The 21029-nt window shown below is 68.3% G+C and carries 13 protein-coding genes and 1 pseudogene; 7 read left to right on the forward strand and 7 right to left on the reverse strand.

The window, feature by feature from the left end:
- Positions 1-245 (reverse strand): annotated as a pseudogene (locus tag HV701_RS25135) (hypothetical protein); the annotation flags it as partial.
- The gene (locus tag HV701_RS25140; protein WP_175135719.1) at positions 245-1096 is read right to left on the reverse strand and encodes a M15 family metallopeptidase; all 852 of its coding nucleotides are present in this window, start codon (positions 1094-1096) and stop codon (positions 245-247) included. The pseudogene HV701_RS25135 and the gene HV701_RS25140, both read right to left, overlap by 1 nt.
- A gap of 225 nt (positions 1097-1321) precedes the next feature.
- On the opposite strand from HV701_RS25140, the gene HV701_RS25145 reads away from it, so the two are divergent.
- The 6 genes from HV701_RS25145 to HV701_RS25165 are packed head-to-tail and all read left to right on the forward strand — an operon-like array spanning position 1322 to position 9300.
- Positions 1322-2167 carry a hypothetical protein gene (locus HV701_RS25145; RefSeq protein ID WP_175135720.1) on the forward strand — a complete coding sequence of 282 codons (846 nt, stop codon included), beginning with the start codon at positions 1322-1324 and terminating at the stop codon, positions 2165-2167.
- A 56-nt stretch (positions 2168-2223) separates the two neighbouring features.
- Positions 2224-5184, forward strand: a complete 2961-nt coding sequence (locus HV701_RS25150; RefSeq protein WP_175135721.1) for a type VI secretion system Vgr family protein — start codon at positions 2224-2226, stop codon at positions 5182-5184.
- A gap of 5 nt (positions 5185-5189) precedes the next feature.
- A complete protein-coding gene (locus HV701_RS25155; protein ID WP_254595248.1) occupies positions 5190-6020 on the forward strand; it encodes a DUF4123 domain-containing protein in 831 nt (276 codons plus the stop codon).
- Complete coding sequence (locus HV701_RS26905; RefSeq protein ID WP_254595249.1) at positions 5998-6168, forward strand: hypothetical protein; 171 nt, start codon at positions 5998-6000, stop codon at positions 6166-6168. Before HV701_RS25155 ends, HV701_RS26905 begins: the two co-directional genes overlap by 23 nt.
- A 53-nt stretch (positions 6169-6221) precedes the next feature.
- Positions 6222-7001, forward strand: coding sequence for a hypothetical protein (locus HV701_RS25160; protein WP_175135722.1), 780 nt, complete (start codon positions 6222-6224; stop codon positions 6999-7001).
- The gene (locus HV701_RS25165) at positions 6994-9300 is read left to right on the forward strand and encodes a phospholipase effector Tle1 domain-containing protein (RefSeq protein ID WP_175135723.1); all 2307 of its coding nucleotides are present in this window, start codon (positions 6994-6996) and stop codon (positions 9298-9300) included. The genes HV701_RS25160 and HV701_RS25165 overlap by 8 nt, the downstream gene beginning before the upstream one ends.
- A gap of 63 nt (positions 9301-9363) precedes the next feature.
- Here the strand turns inward: HV701_RS25165 and HV701_RS25170 are convergent, their stop codons facing one another.
- The 5 genes from HV701_RS25170 to tssJ form a co-directional block, all read right to left on the reverse strand.
- Positions 9364-9855 (reverse strand): hypothetical protein, encoded by a 492-nt coding sequence (locus tag HV701_RS25170; RefSeq protein ID WP_254595250.1) that lies wholly within the window; start codon positions 9853-9855, stop codon positions 9364-9366.
- Positions 9856-9912: 57 nt separating this feature from the next.
- Positions 9913-17430: a type VI secretion system tip protein TssI/VgrG gene (gene tssI, locus HV701_RS26980; protein ID WP_175135725.1), complete on the reverse strand. Its 7518-nt coding sequence runs from the start codon at positions 17428-17430 to the stop codon at positions 9913-9915.
- A 68-nt stretch (positions 17431-17498) separates the two neighbouring features.
- On the reverse strand, positions 17499-18278 hold the full coding sequence (gene icmH / locus HV701_RS25180; RefSeq protein WP_175135726.1) for a type IVB secretion system protein IcmH/DotU: 780 nt from the start codon (positions 18276-18278) through the stop codon (positions 17499-17501).
- A gap of 16 nt (positions 18279-18294) precedes the next feature.
- Entirely contained in the window at positions 18295-19641 is a 1347-nt protein-coding gene (tssK, locus tag HV701_RS25185) for a type VI secretion system baseplate subunit TssK (protein WP_175135727.1), read from the reverse strand.
- 89 nt (positions 19642-19730) lie between these two features.
- Complete coding sequence (tssJ, locus tag HV701_RS25190) at positions 19731-20348, reverse strand: type VI secretion system lipoprotein TssJ (protein ID WP_236755082.1); 618 nt, start codon at positions 20346-20348, stop codon at positions 19731-19733.
- 155 nt (positions 20349-20503) lie between these two features.
- On the opposite strand from tssJ, the gene HV701_RS25195 reads away from it, so the two are divergent.
- A partial coding sequence (locus HV701_RS25195; RefSeq protein ID WP_254595251.1) for an outer membrane protein assembly factor BamD occupies positions 20504-21029 on the forward strand: 526 nt, incomplete at its 3' end.

The following is a 21029-nucleotide window of genomic DNA, read 5'->3' on the forward strand; positions in this document are numbered from 1 at the left end:
GGCGCGTTGGCCGGCGACGCGGCCTCGGCCGTTGCGGGTGCGGCCCGGGGGGCGCGGGCCGCGCGCACCAGGCGCGCACCGAGCCAGAATGCGGCCAGGAGCGCTAGCGGCAACGCGAACAGGTACAGCCCGATGTCCACGCCGGTGGGCAGCGTGTGCGACTCTTGCCACCAGATGATGACGGCCAGCCACACCACGGCGAACAGGGCCAGGACGATCAGTCCTTTTTTGAGCAGGCGGAGCATTATTGCGCGGCCTCCCGCGCACGTTGCATGACGCCCGGCCGGCGCAGTTCCACATGGCCGAAGTCCATCATCTTCCAGCGGCCGCCCCAGGTCAGGCCAACCAGCTCGGCCGTCTGGCCGAACAGTTCATAGCCACGCATGGCCCAGGGATCCTTTTCGGAGATCACGATCTTGCCATCGCGATAGAACGCGCTGTCCGCGGCCAGGCCAAACTGGTGGTAGCTCTGGAAGGCGCCGGCGTTCGTCACATGCGATCCCAGGCCCGCCAGTTCTTCCTGCCGTTCGGGGCTGCGGTAGCCTTCGATCAGGGCCATTTCGTAGCCGTGCTGCTCACGCATGATGCGGTAGGCCAACAGCAGCCGTTGACGGAAATCGGCGTCCAGCAGGTCCCAGTTGCGGCTCGCGCCAGCCAGCTTCGGACGCACCAGTTCGACCTCGCGCGTGGTGAAGGCTTCGGGTGGCAGGGCAGGGGGCGGCGCGAGCCGTTCGCCTTCCAGCAAGGCCTGGATCCGGCGGTCCGGACCGGTGGTCTGGGTGCTGTAAACGAATGTGTGATTGTGTCGCATGACGAAAGCAAAAAGTGACGGAAGCGACACAACTGCCAGCCCGATCATCACCTGCCAGCGATAGCGTCGTACCCACTCCAGCGACGCGCCGACCCCTCTGCCAACAGCGCCGGCCGTGCCGCCCACGGCGTCACCGGCCTGGCTCGCGCTGCGCGTTGCGCCCCGTGCCACGCCTGCTACGCACGCGCGCACACCCCGGGCCGCGCCTTGGCGCAGAGCGGGGAAAAACAGGAGAGCGGATACGCCCACCGCCAGCAAAAAATACAGAGGCAGCAGTAACAGCAAGGTAGGTCCCTCATGTGAAGGCGTAATCTTTTGTTCTATTCGCGCATGAGGCAAGCGATCCGGCGTTGCAAACAGCGTCCGACCCTTAGGAATCGTAACAAGGAGCAATGATCGAGATAAGCCTATCGGGTATTCTCGTCGGGCTTGGTTACAGGGGGGCTGCACACGCCTCCTGCTGACACGGGAATCCGCATGGCAGAAGAGAAAGAAAAAGCTCGCCCTACGATGACCGCGCCGAGTCTGCTCAGCGCTTCACCGGCCGCGCGTGGCGAGGCCGACTCATCGCGCATCCTGGCCGCGCTGGAAGGACGCGCGCCGGAAGCCGAGGTCAAACACATGGCAACGCCGCATGGCTCGCGCGCGCGGCGTTGGACCGCGCTGGCGTTGGTGCTGGCGTTGCTGGCGGGCGGCATCGCTTGGGTGATCCACGACGAAGGCGCGGCGCCCATGGTGGCGCAGGCGCCCGCCGCCGTGTCCGGCACCGTGCCCACAGCGGCCGCCGGCGCCTCATTGCCGCGGGCATCGCTTTCGGCAGCACCCACCGGCAATAATCCGCTTAGCGCCCTGGAAGCGCCGCCCGCGGTGGCGTCCATCATTGACGAGGCGCCGCCCGCGCGCGATGAGAATCTGGGGCGCGGTGAACCCGAGCCGCCAGGCGCGCCGACCAATCCGCTGTCCGTGCTGGCGATGACGCCGCCGGCCGCCGCGGCGCCGGCGCCCGGGCCCACGCGCCAGGCCGCGAGCCAAGGCGCGCAATCGGCGAATGCGCCGCGCGCGGCCAAGCCCGCCGCCGCGCCGCGCAAGAACGCAAAGCCCGCCGATACCGATGCCGCGCTATTGTCGGCGTTGATGAGCTATGGCCTGCCGCCCGCATCGCCACCAGGAACGCGCGTCTATAAATCGGATGGCATCTTCATACGCGAGATGCCGGGTTCGCCCTTGTCCGAGCGGCTGAAGGAATGCCGCCGATTGAGTTTCATCGAGAGCGAGCAATGCCGCCTGCGCGTGTGCGCGGGCCAGTGGGGCACCGCGGTGGAATGCCCGACGCCGCAAGCCAACATTGAACCCTGAATTCTTTCCGGCCGCAGCGGCCGGCATCGCCCACGTCCGCACGAGGTTTTCGTTCCATGGCTGTCAACGCTAGCAACGCCGGTTTCAGCGCCGAGTCCCGCCTCTACCGCCTCGATGGCGAGGGCGCGCTGTCGGCCCTGCAGGTCGAAGGCTGGGTGGCGCGCGAAGGGCTGTCCACGCTCGGCGAGATGCGCGTGGTGGCGCTGGCCGAGGACGCCACGCTGGATCTGAATGACATGGTGTCGCGGCCCGCCACCCTGTGGACCACACGCGCCGACGGCAGCGAGGCCGGCCGCAGCGGCGTGGTGCGCGCGGCCGAAATGCTGGGCGGCAACGCGGGCATGGCGCGCTATCGCCTGACGCTGGCGCCATGGCTGTGGCTGGCCACGCAGCGGCGCGACAGCCGCATCTATGAGAAGCAGTCCGTGCTCGATATCGTGCGCCACGTGCTGGACGGCTACGAGGGCTACACCTACAAAGTGTCTCCAGACGTCGAGGGCCACCTGGCCGGACTGCCCGCGCGCGCCTACACCACGCAGTATCGTGAAACCGATTACGCCTTCCTGTCGCGTCTGCTCGCGGAAGCCGGGCTGGGCTGGACCACGGTCGAGGACGATAGCGCCCCGGCGCGTCACGCCGTGTTGATCTTTGCCGACAGTCGCGTTCTGAGCGAGGACGCCGAGTCGGCGGGCGGGGGCGTGCGGTTCCAGCGCGCCCATGCGAGCGAATCGCGCGATAGCGTGCAGGCCATTGCGCGCCGGCGGCGCCGGAGCGTGGAGCGGGTGACGCTGCTGGCCTGGCATGAGACCGGCAAGTACGCCATCACCGGGCAGGCGCTGGCCGGCCCCGCCAGCGGCGCCGATGACGAGCGCGCGGGGCTGGAATGGTTTGAGCCGTTGGGGCAGGGCGGGCTGCTGAACCAGGCGCATGCCCAGTTCCAGGCCAACCTGCTGATGCAGGCGACGCAGGCCCACGCCGAGACCTTCATCGGGCGCGGCAATGTGCGCACTTTCCGTTCGGGCACGCGGTTTACGCTGCGCGAGATGTCGCCGCTGGGCCCGGCGGGCGAGCCGGGCTTTGAGCCGGTGTTCGCGCTGGACCGCGTGGAACACGTGGGCGTCAACAATCTGCCCGGGCAGAACGATGCCAGCCTGGCTGACCGGTTGGGCGCGCTGGACGACTTTCTCTGCTTTGACGATGAACATGCCCGCGGCGCGGATTTCGAGGCCGGCGCCGGAGACGATCCGGACGCGGGAGCTGGAGCCCTGGACGAACTGGACGACGGGCTTGGCCAGTCGCGCTCGCCAGACCGGGACGAGGCCGCGTTCGATGCGCAACGCCCCGACGCGGCGGTGCTGGCGCGCGCGCATGAAGTCGGCTACGCCAACCGCTTTCGCGCGCTGCGCTGCGACCGGCCGTGGCGCGCCTTGCCAGTGGCCGCGCGCGGCGCAAGGCTGGCGGGCGCGCCTTCCGCCGTTGGCGTCCACACGGCCATCGTCACCAATGCCGAAGGCGCTACCGAGGCCAGCGGTGAAGACGAGATCCATCGCAATGCGCGGGGCGATGTGCGGGTGCGTTTCCATTGGCAATCCACAGGCGAGGGTTTGGCGAATAGCCGCTGGGTGCGGGTGGCGCAGCGCCAGGCGGGCGCGGGCATGGGAATGAGCTTCGTGCCGCGCATCGGCCAGGAGGTGCTGGTTCGATTCCTGGATGAAGACATCGACCAGCCGCTGGTCGTCGGCGCGCTCTACAACGGGCGCGGCGAAGGCGGCATTCCGTCCACGCCTGGCGGCAGGGCGGGCGAGCCGATGAATGCCGAGGTGTACGCGGCCGCTTCCGATGGCAAACCGAGCGCGCAGGCCAACCTGGCCAGCGGCAATGCGCCTGCGTGGCATGGCGCGGCGGGCGGCGACGATCAGCATCGCAACGCGGCCGCCCTGAGCGGTTTCAAGAGCAAGGAATTCGGCGGCGACGGCTACAACCAGATCGTGTTCGACGACAGCGATGGCCAGCTGCGCATGCAGATCAAGTCCACGCAGGCGGCTAGCGAATTGAATCTGGGGCACCTGATCCACCAGAGCGGCAACTATCGCGGCAATGTGCGCGGCGTGGGCGCGGAGCTGCGCACCGACGCGTTTGGCGCCGTGCGTGGTGGGGGCGGCGTGCTGCTCACCACGTATGCCGCCGGCGGCAGCGAGCCTGCGGGCGACGCGGCGGCGCCGCTGGCGTTGGCTGGGCAGGCCGACATCATGGCGCAGTCGTTCGACGGGGTGATCGGCGCGCACCAAGGCGTGCGGCTGGCTTCGGCGCGCGGCACTGCCGCGGCGGGCGCGAGCCGGCTGGATGGCGAACGCCCGCCGCTGGCCGCCATGACGCATGCGGTATCGGGCACCGTGGCGGGCGAGGCGATTGGCGGCGCGGTCGGCGATGCGTCGGCCAAGCACACTGAGGCGGCCGAAGGTAAGGTGCCGCACCTGACCGATCCCTTGGTGTTGATGGCCGGCCGCGCGGGCCTGACGCAGGCGGCGGGGCGCAACGTGCAGGTCGCGGCTGGCGAACTGGTGCACTGGTCATCGGGGCGGGACCACAACCTGGCCGTCATCGGCGCGTTGCGCGTGCATACGGGCCAGGCGTTGGGCATCGTGGCGGGGGTGCAGAAGGGCGGTGCGGAATCCGGCCTGGATCTCATCGCCGGTACTGGCGAGGTGGACGTCATTTCGCAACATGACGTGTTGACGGTGCAGGCGCGGCAGGACCTGCGCATGGTCAGCGCCAATGCCGGCATCGAGTACGCCTCGCCCCAGCGCATCCGCATCGCGAACGCGGCGGGCGCCAGCATCGTGATCGAAGGCGGCAACATCACCGTGACGGCGCCGGGCCGCATTGACGTCAAGACCGGCAACAAGCAATTCGCCGGGCCGACGCAGATGCCCTATCCGTTCCCGCAGTTCACCGTCTGCAAGACCTGCATTCTGGACGCCCAGGAAAGCGTGCAGTCCATCACCGACAAGGCGTGACGGCGATGGCTTATTCCTGGCAGGACGCGCTGCGGTCCACGTTCTCCGAATTGCCGCATCACCGCGGCCCCCACGGCGAAGCCGCGCGCGCTTACGCGATCGTCGATTTCCGCGGCCACCCCGATCTGCTGGCGCGCATCCGCGCCACCCCAGACCTGAGCTTCGGCTCGATCTGGGCGCAGACAGGGCTGGACATCTATGCCGACGTGGCGCCTTTGCTGATCGAAATCGATGGCGCCTCGCAGGGCGTCTTGCGGGGACCACGCTACGCGGGCTTCAACACGGTGCTGGTGCGCGTGCTGGAGGCGCTGCATGAGCGCGCCGGCGGCCGCTATGCGATGCAGTGCTTTGCCTCGGCGGTGCCGCTGGAAAAGCTGCTCGCGCACTTTGGCCGTTTCTGCGACTACGCCTTGCCGGACGCCAGCGAGTTCTTCCTGCACTGGTATGACAGCCGCATTCTCGCGCGCGCCCTGCTGGTGTGGACTCCCGAGCAGCGCGCGCGTTTCGCGGCGCCCATGATTACGCTGCGCTACGCGCTGCGCGATGGTTCGCAGGCCGAGCTGCCGGGCACGGGACGGCTGCCCGCCGAGCGCGCGCAAGGCATCGAGCGCTTCACGCCGGAACAGCACCAGATGCTGTTCGATCTGGATTACCCCGACAAACTGGCGGTGCAGTTGCGCCGCCTGTATCCGGGCCTGTTGCCCGGCAATCCCGACCAGGACGCGCTGGTGCCGCGTGTGCAGGCACAGTTGGAGCGCGCGCGCGCATGGCGTGGCGGGCGACAAGGACACGTTCGACTACGTCGCCTGGGGCGTGTCGATCTCGCCGCGCTTTGACGAACACGCGCGGATACGGGAATGCCTGCGCGCGTATCGGCCGGGCGTCGAGGGCGGATTGGCCAAAGCGCTGGCGGGCGTGCCGGACGCCGTGTGGGACGAGGTGCAGGCGCGGCAGCGGGCCGCCAGGGAGATGGGTGATGCGTGAAGCGCCGTCGCCGCAACGAGATGGCATGAAGCCGGACAATTCGGGAGCAAGGAATGCGTAAAGGCTTGATCGGCGTGCTGATATGGCTGGGCCTGTTGGCCGGCTGCAATGGCGAACCCACCTATCAGGGCGTCAGTTTCGTGACGTACAACTACACGCCGTGGGAGCTGTCATCGGTGCGTCTGGTCGACGCATCAGGCGCGGCCGCCGGCACGTCGGCCATTCCGTCCGGCGGCGGCGAGGGCAGCGTGACTTGCTGCTACACCCTGAAGGGCACCGATTTCATCGTCAAGTGGCGTGGCGGCGACGTGGACGAAATGCGCAAGCACCTGTTCGACGGCAAGCTCGACGACGTGGTGTTCAACAAGGAAACCAAGGTGCACTTTCCCGCCGCGAGCGTGCCGGACGGCGAAGGTCCGGTGATTCTTGAACTGCATATCTATCCGGACGAGCACATGGAGCTGGCGTTGAGCCGCAAGCTGCTGGGGCAGGTGCGGATTCCGATCGTCGATACCACCCGCTGGCTCTACGAGAACCATCGCGATGCGCTCGGCGCTTACCGGAACATCCATGAAGTCGGCAATGTGCTGGGCAAGGTCGCCCGGCAGGCCTGGACGCGTTATCGCATCGAGGATGGTGAGGACATGCGCGGCTATATGTACCTGTATTTCGTTGTCGCGTCGGATTTCGACAAGGACGCGGCGCTTTCAGCCCTGTTGAAGGATGCGAATAGAAAGCCCGGCGACTTCGGCCGCGCGGTGTTCCGCCTGTCCAAGGAGCGGATCGCGCAGATCAAGGCGGCGGGAACCGCGCCCGGAGACAAGAATGTCTGAGTTGCAAGTGCCAGAGCAGGACCGCACGCCCGCGTCGGTGTTGAAGGCCATGGCCGAGAACGCGGCCGCCTATCCCAAGGATTCCTGCACCGAATGCGGGTTGACGCTGCGCATGGGATTCTTCTTCGACGGCTTTGGCCGGAACAAGGACCTGGACGAGGCCAACCCCACTTTCCTGTCGAACGTCAGCCGCCTGTGGATGGCGCACTTTTCCGAGGGCGACCGCGACCGGCCGAAGAAGCAGCATTGGCTGCGGTTCTACTATTCCGGCATCGGCGTGGAGCTGAACGAGGACGCCAAGCGGGATGTGATCATCAACGCCATGGCGATCGCGGGCGGGCAGATGGCCGACAAGGCGGCGGCGAGCGTGAAGGACGCGGCGAAGAACATTACGCGGCTGGATGAAGTGCCCGACATGGATGGCATGGGGCGGCTCAAAAAGGCCACCAAGCAGTCGATCAAGGACGGCTCCTACCAGCCCATGGTGAAGGCCTACAAGGATGTCATCAAGGACGTCAAGAGCCTGCCCGAGAAGACGGTGCGGATCTGGAATGCGATGGATCCGGAGCGCCTGGGCAACCGGGCGCGCGCCACGGTGCGCGGGTTCTGGGCGGACTTCAGGAAAAATCCGCTGAAGGTGGCCTGGACCGCGGGGAAGAACGTCGCCAAGGCGACGCTGCTGGAAGGGGTGCCGGTGGTGCGGGACAACCAGACGGTGGCCTACCTGATGGGAACCGGGGTGGACACGCGCCTGGACGCGGCCAAGCGCCAGTTCGAGCAGGCTTACGAGCAGGCCAATGCCGGCACGGAAAAGGTCGTGCGGATCGAGATTTCCGTATTCGGCGGCGACCGCGGGGGCATTATCGCCAAGCAATTCGTCAACGATATCGTCAAGAAATACAAGCGCCGCCACGATCAGGACCTGGCAATCATTGGAAAAGACGGCGCGCCCAATGCGCAGATCCGTATCCGCTTCCTGGGGCTGTTCGATTCCGTGGCCTCGATCATGGATGAGAACACCTTCCTGGGGTTCCTGCCGGTCACCGACCTGATCAAGCAAAGCCACAAGGACCGCAACCTGGCCGTGCCCGCGGCGGTGGAGAAGGCGGTGCATTTCGCGGCGGCGCATGAGCTGCGCCGCAACCAGCGGATGGATTCGCTGGAAAAGACGCGCGGTTTGCAGTATCTGTATCCCGGCTCCAGTGGCGACGTGACGGGCGTGGCGCCGCAGGGGTCGCTGGGCACGCGGGCATCGCTGTCGCGCGTGCCGTTGCGAGAAATGATGAATCTGGCCATCGCGCAGGGCGCCGCCATCCATTGCATGGAGTCGCTGTACGAGACCAATATCACGGCCTACAGCATGCTGACGCTGGCCAGCCCCATCGAGGCCGAGGGCCAGAAGCACTATGTGCAGGATCTGGTGGCCGCTTACCGCGAATTGGTCAAGTACGAGCCGGGCTGCGACTTTGCGCCACACATGGAGGTGTTTCTGCGCTGGCTGGCGGTCCGCTATCAGGACCCGGTGTTCCGCGCGGGGCTGTCCGATCCGGCCGAGCAATGGATCAAGGATCGTGATTTCTTCACGCCTGAGCAGGAGCTCATGCAGGAACAGCGCCGCCTGTCGATGCTCTCTTCGGAAGCGCTTGCCAAGCCCGAGACCACGGCGCGGGCGCGTGAACTGGAAGCGCTGGTCAAAGAGCGCCGCGAACGCGCCGACGCCAGTCGGGGCGAGGCGCCGCCACAGCGGTTCAAGCCGTTATGGGAGCGCCTGGAAGAGGAATACAAGCGCCTGGAAAACAGCGAGCGCCAGGATGCGGCGACCGAACAGCGCCGCCAGGACCTGGCGCGCAATAACCCGCAGGTCCTGCGCGCCATCGAGCAGATGGAGCAGGACCAGCGCGACCGCCAGGACATGCGCGACGAGATCATCCGGCGCGGCGGCGGCACGCCGGAAAAGCGGGTCGATCCGCTGGCCGACATGAAGGCCGAGCGCGCGATGCAGCAGCGCCTGCTGACGGCCTGGCGCGAAGCGCGCGACGGCAAGACCCAACTGCCGGCCAAGGTCATGACGCTGTTCGATTGGCTGGTGCACGACGCCATGCTGAGCAGTTGGCCCGACCATCTGCTGGCCAGCACCACGATGTACTTCCGCGTGCGCGACAAAGACGTGTTCGCCAAGACTGATGCGAAGGCGGAGATGGCGCAGCGCGCCGACGACATGAGCAACGCCGAGCGGGTGGAAGGCCAGGCCGCGCGCAATGAGCAGAACCTGCGGCAGATGACGCCGGCGCGGCCCTGAGCGGCGGCGTGGCGGTGATGGCGGCGGCCCTGGAAAGCAGGGCCGCTTTTTTTTCGTGGCGCCCTACTTGGCGCCGTCTTCGACCTCGATGGTCACGGTGTTCGATTTCACGTCCTCGGCCTCGATATAGACTTCGTACGTGGCCGGCGTGGCGGGCAGGTGCAGCACGCCGGCCATGTCGGTGGTGAAGCGCGTTTCCACTGTCATGCCCGGGGGCAGCGCGATCTTGGGCGGTGTCGGGCCCTTGCTGGGATCGACGGCAACGTTGGGCAGCTTGGGACGCACGTAGTCGAACGCGACACCGCGATAGACCTTGCCGCTGCGTGTATCCACCGCCACGAAGCGTGGCAGTTGCCGGTTCTCGACCGCGGGCAGGATGCCGCGCGCGCAGATGGGAATCGTCAGGGTGTTGCCGTCGCGGATCTTCACGCGCGAAGGCGCGGCAATGCGCATCTGCGCGTCGTAGCCCTGCAGCGGCGGCATGCAGGCATGCTCTTGCTGCGAATGCGGGGGCACCGAGGCGAAAGTGGCGGGCTCGATCCAGTCGGTAGTCATGATGGGCATCTTGAATGTGTCAGGCAGCGAGGATTCTTGGCGGCGGAGAGAATGGCATCAGAATGAGCTCCAGCCTTCGGAGCAGTCCACTTTGCGCACGGCCTTGCTGCAGCTCGGGCAGAAGTGGATGTTGGCGCAGGTGATGCCGTACATCACGCATTGTCCGATCTCGTCGCTGTACTCTCCATTCTGGTCGGGCAGGCCAAAGTAGCAGTGGCCTCCCATGTTGTAGTAGAAGTGTTGCGGCGGATCCAGCTTGGAGTCGTCGGCCGAGGGGTCTTCATCGCGCAGACCGGGCCAATCCGGGCCGCTGGGCACCATGCCGAGCAGGTGGCCCATTTCGTGCGCCAGCGTTTCGGTCAGGTAGGCCTGCGAGTTGGGCTCGTACGGGTCCAGCGTGGACACAAACAGCAGGTTGGTGCCGGTGAGCGCCAGGCCCGCGTAGCTCGCGGCCACCGTGTTGAACTGGATATTGAGCATGCCGCGCAAGGGCGTGGCGGAAATCCGGGTCAGGTCGACGGTGACGGAGAAGACGGCGCCAGAGTTTTCGCGGACCGGCGTCATCAGGTGGCGCGGAATCGGGATCGACCGCTCCACGCCCGAGGCGTCCGTATGGATGTAGCGGGCATGCACCAACCAATCGTCGCCGTCGTCGAATTCGTACCAGAGGCTGGCAAGCGTGCGATCGTCGTTGAGGATGGGAACGGTCATGACGCGCCCGCCCGGGCCGGCCGGAACGGGCAGGCGCATGTCGCCACTGGTGCCGGGCGCGGCCAGTCGGTCGACGTGACAGACCACCAGGGTGTAGGGCTCGCGCTGCTTGCCCGGGGAACTGGCGTACACGCGGCGCACCGCGTCCATGATGGCCTGCTGCGCGGTAGGGCTGTCGGCCGCGTCGACCGCCGAGCGCCCGCGGAAACGCAGGCGGGGCAGCTGGATCATGTCGATGCCGTGCAGCGCGAACTCCGCCGTGACCGGGGTGACGTCGGCCAGATGGGCGGCCGGACGCGCGCTCATGCACATGACTTCCTGGATGTACAGGCGGCGCGCGGTCTCGACGCGTTCCGTCTTGATCAACTGACCGCGTTCGTCGCGCACTTCGAACAGATAGACATTGCGGCCGGCGGCGGGCAGGGCGATGTCGTCGACGATGCGGGTGCCGTCCGCGTCTGTGACATAGCTGCGCGGGTTGGCGTGCGGCTCCTGATAGCTGGCGCGGCGGCCGCGTTCGCGGCTGGAATAGGCGATGTTGCCGGGGTCGGCCTTGACGGTGATGGTGAACCGGTGCGAGCCGGGACGGTTGAATTCCACGTGGATGCGCGGGCGGCGGGTCTGGCGCTCGGTGGTGGTCAGCGCGTTGCCGTCGTTCCAGCGCTCGTCGGCGCGTTCCAGGTTCACGTACTGCAGGCGCGCGCCGTCCTGGCGGCCGCGATAGGTCGAGACGCCGGGCACCACCCGGCCGGCGTCGCCGGCCGCGGGCGTATCGCCAGGCAGATGGGTGCCCTGCGTGCGCGCCACGGGACCCAGGCCGATCGTGTCCAGCACGTCGCGGGCGATCTGCGGCAGGGGCGAATCGGCCACGCCCGGGATTTTCATCAGCACCTCGGCCACCTTGGGCAGTGTTTCGGTGGCCAGGGTGGGCGATTGCAGGATGGCGCCGATCACGCCCGGCACAGCCGATGAGGACAGCCCCGGCATGCTGAGGATGGCGCCGGCGACGGCCGGGATGTTGGCCTGCTTGACGTCGGGCAGCGTGAAAAGGGTGTCGACGGCCGACCCGAGGGCGGCGGCCCGGTCGCCGGCGCTGTTCAGCGCTTGCGTCATGACGGGCACGATGGCCGCGCCCACGTTGGCGCTGACCCCGCTGGACAGAAACGTCGACGCGCCGCTCATGGCCGTGGAGGCGGCGCCGGCCTGTTGCGCAAAGGTGGCGAGTCCGCCGCCACCTGCCACCGCGGAGACGTCCGTGGCGCCGACGCCGCCCGTCGTCGCGGAGCCGGCGACGGCATTGGCGCTGGCGGGCGCGCCCGCGTTTGCTGCCGTGGCGGCGCCGCCCGCGGCCGACAGGTCGGTGGCGCGGGTAGCCGGTGCGCTGGCGCTCATGCCGGCCGCGCGCGCGGTGGTGCTGCCGAGGACCGTATCGGGGCTGGCGGCGGAGGCGACGGCGCTGGTGGTGGCGGTGGGGGAGGTGCCCGCCGTTGCGAGCGAAGCGCCGGCCGCCGCCGCAGCAGCATTGCCGGCGATACCCGTAGCGGTACCGCTGCCAATACCCGTGAGGCCAGCGGCTGGGGCAGATTGCGTGTCAGGCAGTCCCGCGCCTTGCGGCAGGTCGGCGGCGCCAGCGCCCGGCACGAAGCTGGGAGGGGGGGCGGACGTTTCCGCCAAGGAGGGCGTGGCGGGGGGCGCCGCGTCCACTGCCGGCGCTGGCGAGGCCGTCGGCAGCGCGCCAGGGGCGCCGATGGCGGACACGGAGTCGCCAGGCATGGCGTCCGACGTCGGCATGGCGGGCGCGCCTTGGGCCATCGCGCCGGACGCCGGCAGCGCGGTTGCGGCTTCGCCTTGCGGCATGGCCGCGGACAGCGTGGCTGCCGCCTCGACTTGCGGCATGGCGGCTGGCGGGACATCGCGGCCCGCGGCGCCGGGCATGGCCATGCCAGACGGCACGGAGAGGGACGGCGGTTCCGCCGCGGCCGGCAAGCCGCCATGCGAGGCGGACGTGGCGTGCGCCAGTTGTGCGGCCTCGCTGGCGGCCGCCGTCGTGGTGCCGAGCAGGCTGCCCGCGCCCGCAGCGAGCGAGGCGAGCAAGGCCGCGTTCGGCGGCGTGGCCGGATGGGACCGGAGGGCGCCGTCCGTTGCCTGTGGCGCGTGGCCGCCAGTCGGGGCGGTGGCGGCAAGCGTGGCCCGGGCGGCGTCGTGGTGGTTCGGCCTGCCGGAGGCCGGCGCGAGGGAATCGCCCGGAGGGGCGGCGGCGAACCGTTGCGGCGCGGCTTGCGCGGCGTGCCGGGCCGGCGCCGATCCGGATGGTGGCGTGGCGCCATCTGGCGCCGCGCTGGCCTGGGCGATGAAGGCCAGCGCAGTGGACGATGCCGGCGTGGCGAAGGCGGCGGCAGCGCCCGTGGCTGTCGGGATGCCTGGCGCGGCCGGGTTGGCCGGCCCGCCCGGGGTGGCATGGGCGTCGGCCCGGCCGGCGACAAGATGGCGGCCGTCAGCGGCCCGAGGGCTGCTGTCTTCGAGAAGGGGGCGCCCCGGGCCGGTGGCCGCCGTTGTGCCGGCAGCGGCCGCCAGTGCGCCGGGGGCCGCTGTCGATGCGCCGGCCTGGCCCATGTCCTGCAAGGCGGCGTCGGTGAGGCGGGCGGTGGGGCGCCACGCGTCAGGGGCGGCGGAGGCTGGCGCGGCTGGCGTGGCGGCAGGATCGGTGGCGGCGGATGCCGCAGCGAGCATGCCGTCCGCCGGATTCGGGGTGGTCAGGCCGGCGGCAGCGCCCGCCTGCATGCCCGCGTCATGGGCGGCCAGGCCCGTCGCGCTGGCCGCGAGCCCCGGCGTACTGCTGACGTCTGCCGTGGCCGAGGCAAGGCCAGCGCTGCTGCCGGCGTCAGCGAGAGCCCCTCTGTCGGTGTGGACGCCAGTTCCCGCGTCAGGCAGGTCGGCGCCGGCCATGCCGGCCGAGGGGAGATTCGCCGCAGCGCCTGTCTGCGCCCCGCCGGCAGCCAGAGCCGCGTTCGCGTTCGCCGGCTGGGCGCCGGCGCTGTCCGCCGATGCGGCCGCCGTAGCGGAGAAGGCGGACTCGCCGGTGGCTGCGGGGGCGCCGCCGAAGGTCGTGCCCGTCGCGGGCGAGGCCGGGACGGACACGGTGGGCGTTCCGGCGGCCTGCAGCGTCGCCGCGCCAGGCGCCGCGAGGGCAGCGGCGCTGGCCGAAGGGGAGGGCGAGGAAGCCGTGGCTTCGAAAGCCGTTGCTGGTGCGGTGGTGGACGCCGACGCCGATGTCTGGGCAGATGCCGATGCGGCGACAGGCGCAACAGCGGCAGTCGAGGCGGCTCCTGTAGCAGAGGTAGCTCCTGTAGCAGAAGTCGCTCCTGTAGCAGAAGTCGCTCCTGTAGCAGAGGTAGCTCCTGTAGCAGAAGTCGCTCCTGTAGCAGAGGTAGCTCCTGTAGCAGAAGTCGCTCCTGTAGCAGAAGTCGCTCCTGTAGCAGAAGTCGCTCCTGTAGCAGAGGTAGCTCCTGTAGCAGAGGTAGCTCCTGTAGCAGAGGTAGCTCCTGTAGCAGAAGTCGCTCCTGTAGCAGAAGTCGCTCCTGCAGCAGAAGTCGCTCCCGCGGCGGAGGTGGCTTCGGTAGCGGAGGTCGCCGCGACGGCGGCGGCGGAGCCGGAGCCGGCCCCGGCGCGCGCCGCGTCACCGGTACCCAGGGCGGCATCCGTGCCAGCGGTGCCCGCTCCCATCCCCGCCAGGCCCGCCGCGCCGCTGATCATCGAGGACGCGCCTTGCGGCGCGGCGGCTGCCAGCATGTCGGTGGCGGCGGGCAGGGCGGACATCGGGTCCTTGACCAGAGCGGCCGCCTGGGAAACGGCGCCCGCGGCGGACGCGGCGCTGTCCAGCATGCCGCCTGCGCCCGGCGCCACGGCGCCCAGCAGACCGTTGGCCGCGGGCAGCGCCGACATGGGATTTGCGGCCATTGCCTGCGCTTGCGACACCAGGCCCATGGCGTTCCTGGCCTTGGCCAGCAGGCCGCCGGCGGCGGGGCTGGCCTGGCCCAGCAGGCCGGGTGCGGCCGACAGCGCGCCCATGGGATTCTTCGCCAGGTCGGCCAGCGCATTGGCCTGGCCGGCCAACTGCGACAGTTTGCCGGCCGCGCTGGCGGCCGTTTCGCCCAGGCCCTCCGGCACGATATCGCCGAGGGCGCCCGTCGCGCCGCCAAAGCCCGCCATCAGGCTGGCCCCGGCCTTCTTGGCCGTCTTGGCGAAGGCGCCGTCCTTGTGCACCAGTTCCGCGCTCACGATGAGCGGATCGTCGACGGTGGTGCTGGGCAATGCCGGCAGGCTGGCGGCATCGCTGCCGGGACCGACGAAGTTGTGCGTCGCGCCCTTGACCGAAAACAGGCCGGGTCCCTTGAATACGATGTCCGCACCGTCGAGCGTGACGCTGCCGCCCGCCGCCTGCAGGGTGACGCGTTGGTTGCCCAGGATTTCGATGCCTTCGGCCGACGAGGTCACGGTGATTTCCTGTCCCGCCAGTGCTTCAAGGATGTCGGTGTGCGCATGCAGCGACACGGGCGCCTGCGCCGAAATCGCGCGGATCGGCCCTTGCTGCGCGAACACGCTCGCGGAGCGGGCCGACACGGCGGCGTACGTCTGCGTGGCCGCCACATGCGCATCGGATTGCGCGGTGGCATGCAGATGCTCGCCCGCGTGCAGCACGGCGCTGGCCGGCGTGGCGAGATTCAGCGAGTTGGGGGAGTCGACCAACAGGTGCGGGCCATTGATGCGTTCGATGTGGGCTTGGGCCGAGCGTTGGCCATTGACGGCCTTTCCCGCGGCCTGGCCATTGACCTGGGGCGCATAGCGGCCGTCCTGTTCCGGGTCGAGCGCCTGGAGGAGTTCGTCGTAGCCCGCGGCCGCCGCCAAGGGGCGCGCCTGATGCTGGCCGGCGCTGTCGTTGAGCCGGCGCGAGGCGTCCTGCGCGCCGCGCAGCAGCAGCAGGGCCTCCTGGGCATCGGCCTGGGTCGACTTGCCTTGTTCGCGCGCCGTCGCCGACACCAGCATGCCCTGGCCTGAGCGCGCCACGGCCCAGGCATCCGAGCGCAGTTCGAAACCCGTGCCGCGCCATGGCCCCCGGCTGGCCTCGTCCAGGCCCTGTTCCACCAGATAGCCCAGGCCCAGCTGCGTGGCCGCGGTGGAACTGGCCAGGCGCGTGCGCAGCTTGCCCTTGGTGTCGTCGAAGACCCATTGGTTGCGGCCGGCGCCATCCAGGCCCTGGCTATGCCAGCCGCTCAGCACGCCCGCGTGATTGGCGTCGCCGTCTTCGCCCGCGGACCAGGGCGGCAGATCGGCGTCGTTGTATAGCTGGCCCGCCACGACAGGCTGGTCGATGTCGCCGTCGATGAATTCGACGATGACTTCGGTGCCGCCGCGCGGCAGATGGTGGGCGCCCCAGTTGGGCCCCGCCTGGGCGCTGGCCACGCGCAGCCAGGTGCCGGAGCGGTCGTCGCCGGGCGCGTTGCCGCGGGTGTCGCCATGCGTGCGCTGCGGCAGGCCGCCACTCAGCGGCTTCTCTCCGCGTTGCCAGGGAAACTGCACCTTCACGCGCAGATCGCGGTCAGACGTAATGGGCGCATCGTTGGCGCTGACCACCACGGCGGCCAGGCCTTCGGGCGCCGTGGGGCGCGCGCGCCACGCCGGCATCAGCGCCGCCGCCTCGGGCTGCGCGCTGAAACGGTTGCGATAGGTGCCGCGTTCCAGGTCCGGCCTGTCCAGGACCTGCGCGGCCTGGCCGCCCAAGTTGTTGGTGGCCTCATGCGTGACTTCGAGCAGCACGTATCGATTGCCGGCAAGCTCGTCGATGGCCTGTGCGCCGCCGCCTTGCGCGTAACGGTCATGCTGGCTCAAGGCGAAGATCCGGCCGGGCGCCAGCGAGCGGGCCGTGCCGGCGCCTTCGAACCGCAGCAGCCGCGACTCGTGCGCGCGCAGCGAACGCGCCGCGCTCTGCTCGGCGGCGGCGTCATCGGCGTAGCGGCCGTGGCCGGCGTAATCGTAGTCCTCCAGCACGGGCAGCGTCTCGACCCGGACCTGCGATTGCGATTGGGCCGCATGCGCGGTCAGGGTGCGCTCGTTCCAGGCCGCGCGCGCCACGCTGCCCGGGCGCACCGACTGCGCCGCGGCAAAGCGCGTGATGCTGTCGCGGGTTTCCGTGGCATCGCTGCGGTGAAACCGCAGGGGCGAGGCGGGGTCTTCCGGGCGCGCCGCGCCGGCGTCGAAGATCACCACGCGATGGCGCGCGCCGCCGCCATCGCCTTGGCCCTCATCCTGCTGGTGTTCGAAGCGGTAGCTCAGGCCGGCTTCCGCCAGGATGCGCTGCACGAACGCCAGGTCCGATTCGCGGTACTGCGTGCAGAGGGGGCGGGGCTTTGGCGCCTCGGTGAGCTCGAAGGCGAACGCCGCCTGGGGATAATCCGAAAAGACCTCGCTGACGATGTCCTGCACCGACAGGTCCTGATAGACGAAACTGTCGCGGCGCAAGGCCAGCGCGGCCATCCAGGGCGCGGCGTGCAGGCGGTAGCGCGCCAGCCCGCCGTCGGCGCCCAGCGCGTCCACGCCTTCCACCACCGCGTGCCAGCGCCGCATCGAGCCATCGGCCTGCAGCAGGCTGACGCTGATTTCCTTGCCCAGCAAGACCGCCACGTCCAGCTCGGCGCTGGCGGCCAGGCAATCGAGTGTCAGCGAGAACAGGCGCGACACGCCTTCGCGCAGGCGCATGTGCTCGACCACCAGCTCGGCATCCAGCGCGGTGCTCAGGCGCAGCATGCGCGCTTGTTGCGACAGGGTGGCGATGTTGAGCGTGGAATAGGCCGGGGCGTCAGATGGCAAGGCGTTCATAGGGCTGGGCGGTAATCGATCGGCGGGACCAGAGGCGCGTGCGAGTGTGTCGGCTGCCGCTAAGGCAGCGATATCGTCAAATGGGCCGCGCGCGGACCCAACTTGACGATGTCGTGATAGGGCGCCATCGCGGTCTGCATTTCGGTGTTCAGGAAGTGGCCCATGCCCAGGTACGCGAGCAGGCCCAGCAACGCGAACAGCGCCATGATCGACCACAGCGGCACGTCGCGCTTGAGCGTGTGCGCCACCTTGTCGGGCAGGGGCCAGTGCGGCGCGAAGCCGGTGCGCTTGCCGCGCAACAGCGCAATCTCGTCGCCCAGCCGCGCGGTCAGGTATCCCAGCTTTTCCTGACCCTCGATCAGGTACTTGCCCTGGAAGCCGAGCAGCAGGCACATGTAATAGACCTCCAGCGATTGCAGGCGCGGCGCGCCCTGCGCGCGCAGGTCTTCGAGCCGGGCGAAAAAGTTCTCGCCCGCCAGCTGTTCGCCGAACAGCGTGAGTTGCAGCGGCTGCAGCATCCAGGCGTCGCGGATGGCGAAATGGGAATTCAACACGGTCTCATCGACGGCGGCGCAGAATGCGTACTTGGTGGCGTAGACGTCCTCGGCGGCGGCGTCCATTTTCTTGGCGGCGCGCTCGTAGTCCGCCAGGAACTGCTGCACCCGCGCCGAGAACGCGGCCGCGTCGGCGGGTTCCTGCCCGCTCTTGAGCAAGAACAGCATCAGGAAGCCGTCGTACAACAGATCCAGCAATGACCTGGCCGGGCGGCTGGCGTGAAATTCCGCCGCGCGCGGCGGCAGCGTTGCTGCTGGCATCAGGGAAGGGGTGTCAGCGGTCATGGCGGTGTCGTTCCTGTCAGCGGGTCACTGCGATCAAATCCAGCTTGAGTTCGGGAATGCCGGCGGGGGCGTAGATGGCGATGCTGCGCGCCTGCAGCATGCGGTCATAGAGCGAGCCCCGGGTCTGCAAGGCGAAATAGATGGCGCCAGGCTTGACCGGCACGGCGGGCGGCACCTGCGGCGTGTAGGTGAGCGGCACGCCTGGCATGGCGGACAGCACCAGCTTGTCCACGTCTTCAGGCGCGCCGACCTTGAAGCGCATGGGCACGCTCTCCGCCAGTTCGGCGGCGGGCATCGCGGCCTGCACCGACAGGTACAGCGAGGTGGTTTCGTCGAGCTTTTCCGAGTCGAGCCGCCCCATGTGGAACGAAGGACGCAGTTCTTCGAGCACGATGGAGAAGTAACGCGTCGAGATCACGGTTTCGAGCAAGTCGCGCAGGATCTCGTCCATGCGGGCGAAGGCCGGCCCGGGCGCATCGTGGCGATACACCGGCAGATCCGCCAGCGTGTGCTCCTTGGAGAACGTCATCAGCGCTCCCGCCAGCCGCGCCAATTCCTGGAACAGGCGCTCGGGATGCAGTTGCGGATGATGGAACAGGTGCGACAGCGTGGCGTAGGCCTCGTTGGCGGTGTGCAGCAGCCAGAAGGACGCCACATCGCCCGAGCGGAATTCGATGATGTTCTTGCTGGGTTCGCGGTGAAAGCCGTAGAGCGCGTTGACTTTGGCCTGCAGGGCATCGAGCAGTCGACGCAATTGCTCGTGCAGCGCGCCCGAGGCGGCCAGCGACAGGCTCGGCGGGATGAAAGCGCTGTCCAGTTCGTAGCCCGCGCTGGCGGTGCGCCGCACGCGCGCCACCGGGATCGCCAGCAGGGCGTCACGCGGTTCGAACTCGGAAATCAGGCGCACGTCTTTGCGCAGGAAGGCAAGTTCGGCGGTGGTGGCGCCGGTATAGAGGTCGGGCGCGGGCGTATTGTTGTGCGTGTAGCGCGTGTCGAACCCGCCCGCGGCCTGCGCATCGCGGTAGTTGCCGCCGATCGCTTTCAGCGGATGGATCGCCAGATAGAACACGGCTTCGCTCACGCCGTCCAGCGCCGTCAGCGCGACAGGGGGCGGCAGTTCGTCGCCGTGCGGCGCGCTGTAGAGTTCGCCATCCGGAAACACGGCGCTCATCTCGGTGGCGCGCAACATGCCATTGGCCAGCGCCGAGGCATCGAAACGCGCGGCGCGCAGCCCCCATGCATAGGGATGCAGCGCCCGGGCCATCTCGGCCAGCCGGTCTTCGTGATAGGCGTCCTGCCGCTGGAAATGCTGCGGACGCAGAAACAAACCCTCGCCCCAGAGGACTTTGGCTAAGTAACTCAAAATAGACGCTCCCTGTTTCGTCTTTCCCGGTTTCTATATCGCTATATATAGAGAAGGTTGGATGGACAGCGACGGCCGCGATGCGCGCGTCAACCCGGACACTGCACGCCGGACAAGCGCGATGGATCGTAGGCGGGCACGCCCGCCGGCAACGCGGGCTCGCCCGTGGCCACCGTCAGCGCGCACGCATGCGCGCCCAGGACAATACCGCTGTCTTCCACGTCTTCGACCTTGAATACGTACTTCCAACGCATCGGCGCGGGGGCGTAGAACAGCCCGGCGATGGCGATGTAATCCGCCTGCTTGGGGACTTTCTCGACCGTCTCATAACGCTGTCCCGGCGTGAGCGTAAGCTCGCGCGAACCCAGCATCGATTCCCCCAGCGCCGCTTTCTCCCCGGCAGTGTCTATCAATTGCGTGAGCGGCGCACGCTGGAATTGCTCAGGATTCTTCAGGTAGTATATTTTTGTAACTACCGCCATCGATTGGCCGCTGCCGGCATTCAGATTTTCTCCGGCATGAATCGCCAGATTCACTTCCACGGGCGCGTTTTCAGGCTTTTTCAAACCCGCCATCTCCATCGCGTTGCCGGTCAAACCGGCCACCGCGCCAATGGCCGATACGGCCGCACATCCAGTAATGGCGCCGCTTGCGAGCACGCACGCCATTACCGCGAACAAACGTGATAAATGGATATGTTTGGTCATGGCCCTTTATACCGGAAGTGTGTGAAGCAATACAGATCGCGGCATGATGCGTGCAAAATCGACGCAAGTAACATGAAGACACTCGCTGTAGCGCTGCACTAACAAAAGGTTGTTGAAATACGGCCCCTAGTTACAACCTTGCTAGGTGCTTAAAAATGCCCTTTTCCCGCCTCGTTGTTATTGCAGGTGTCGTTGCATTAATGGCCGGCTGCGCATCCGTCAAACCGCAGTCGGAAGCTGAATACAAACAGTCCATGGCCGCGGCGCAAAAGACGCTGGAGCAGAAAGGCGTCGACCAGGCCGTCGCGCAGTTTGAAGAGATTGCGCAGCGCAATCCCTCCAAGGGCGAGCCATGGTCCTACATCGCGAAAATCCGTTTCGACGAACAGAAATACGGCCAGGCAATCGTGGCCGCCGATGAAACCTTGAGCCGCGATCCGGATGATTTCGTGGCCAAGACGGTGCGCGCCGTCGGCGGTCTGCGCGTGGCCATGCAGTCGCTGGCCGATCTGCGCGCCGACGCGTTGCTGGCCGGCAATGCCCGTGCCGATGCCGTGGCGCTGGCCGCATCGATGCGCGAAACGCTGGGCCAGGACGTGCTGTTCCCCGAGGGCCGCCGGCCGCGTCCGCGCCAGCCGCGCAAGGCCGATCCGGTTTTTTTTACTGCTGCGGCGCCCGCCG

The organism is Achromobacter pulmonis, assembly GCF_902859765.1.
Classification (GTDB): domain Bacteria; phylum Pseudomonadota; class Gammaproteobacteria; order Burkholderiales; family Burkholderiaceae_B; genus Achromobacter; species Achromobacter pulmonis.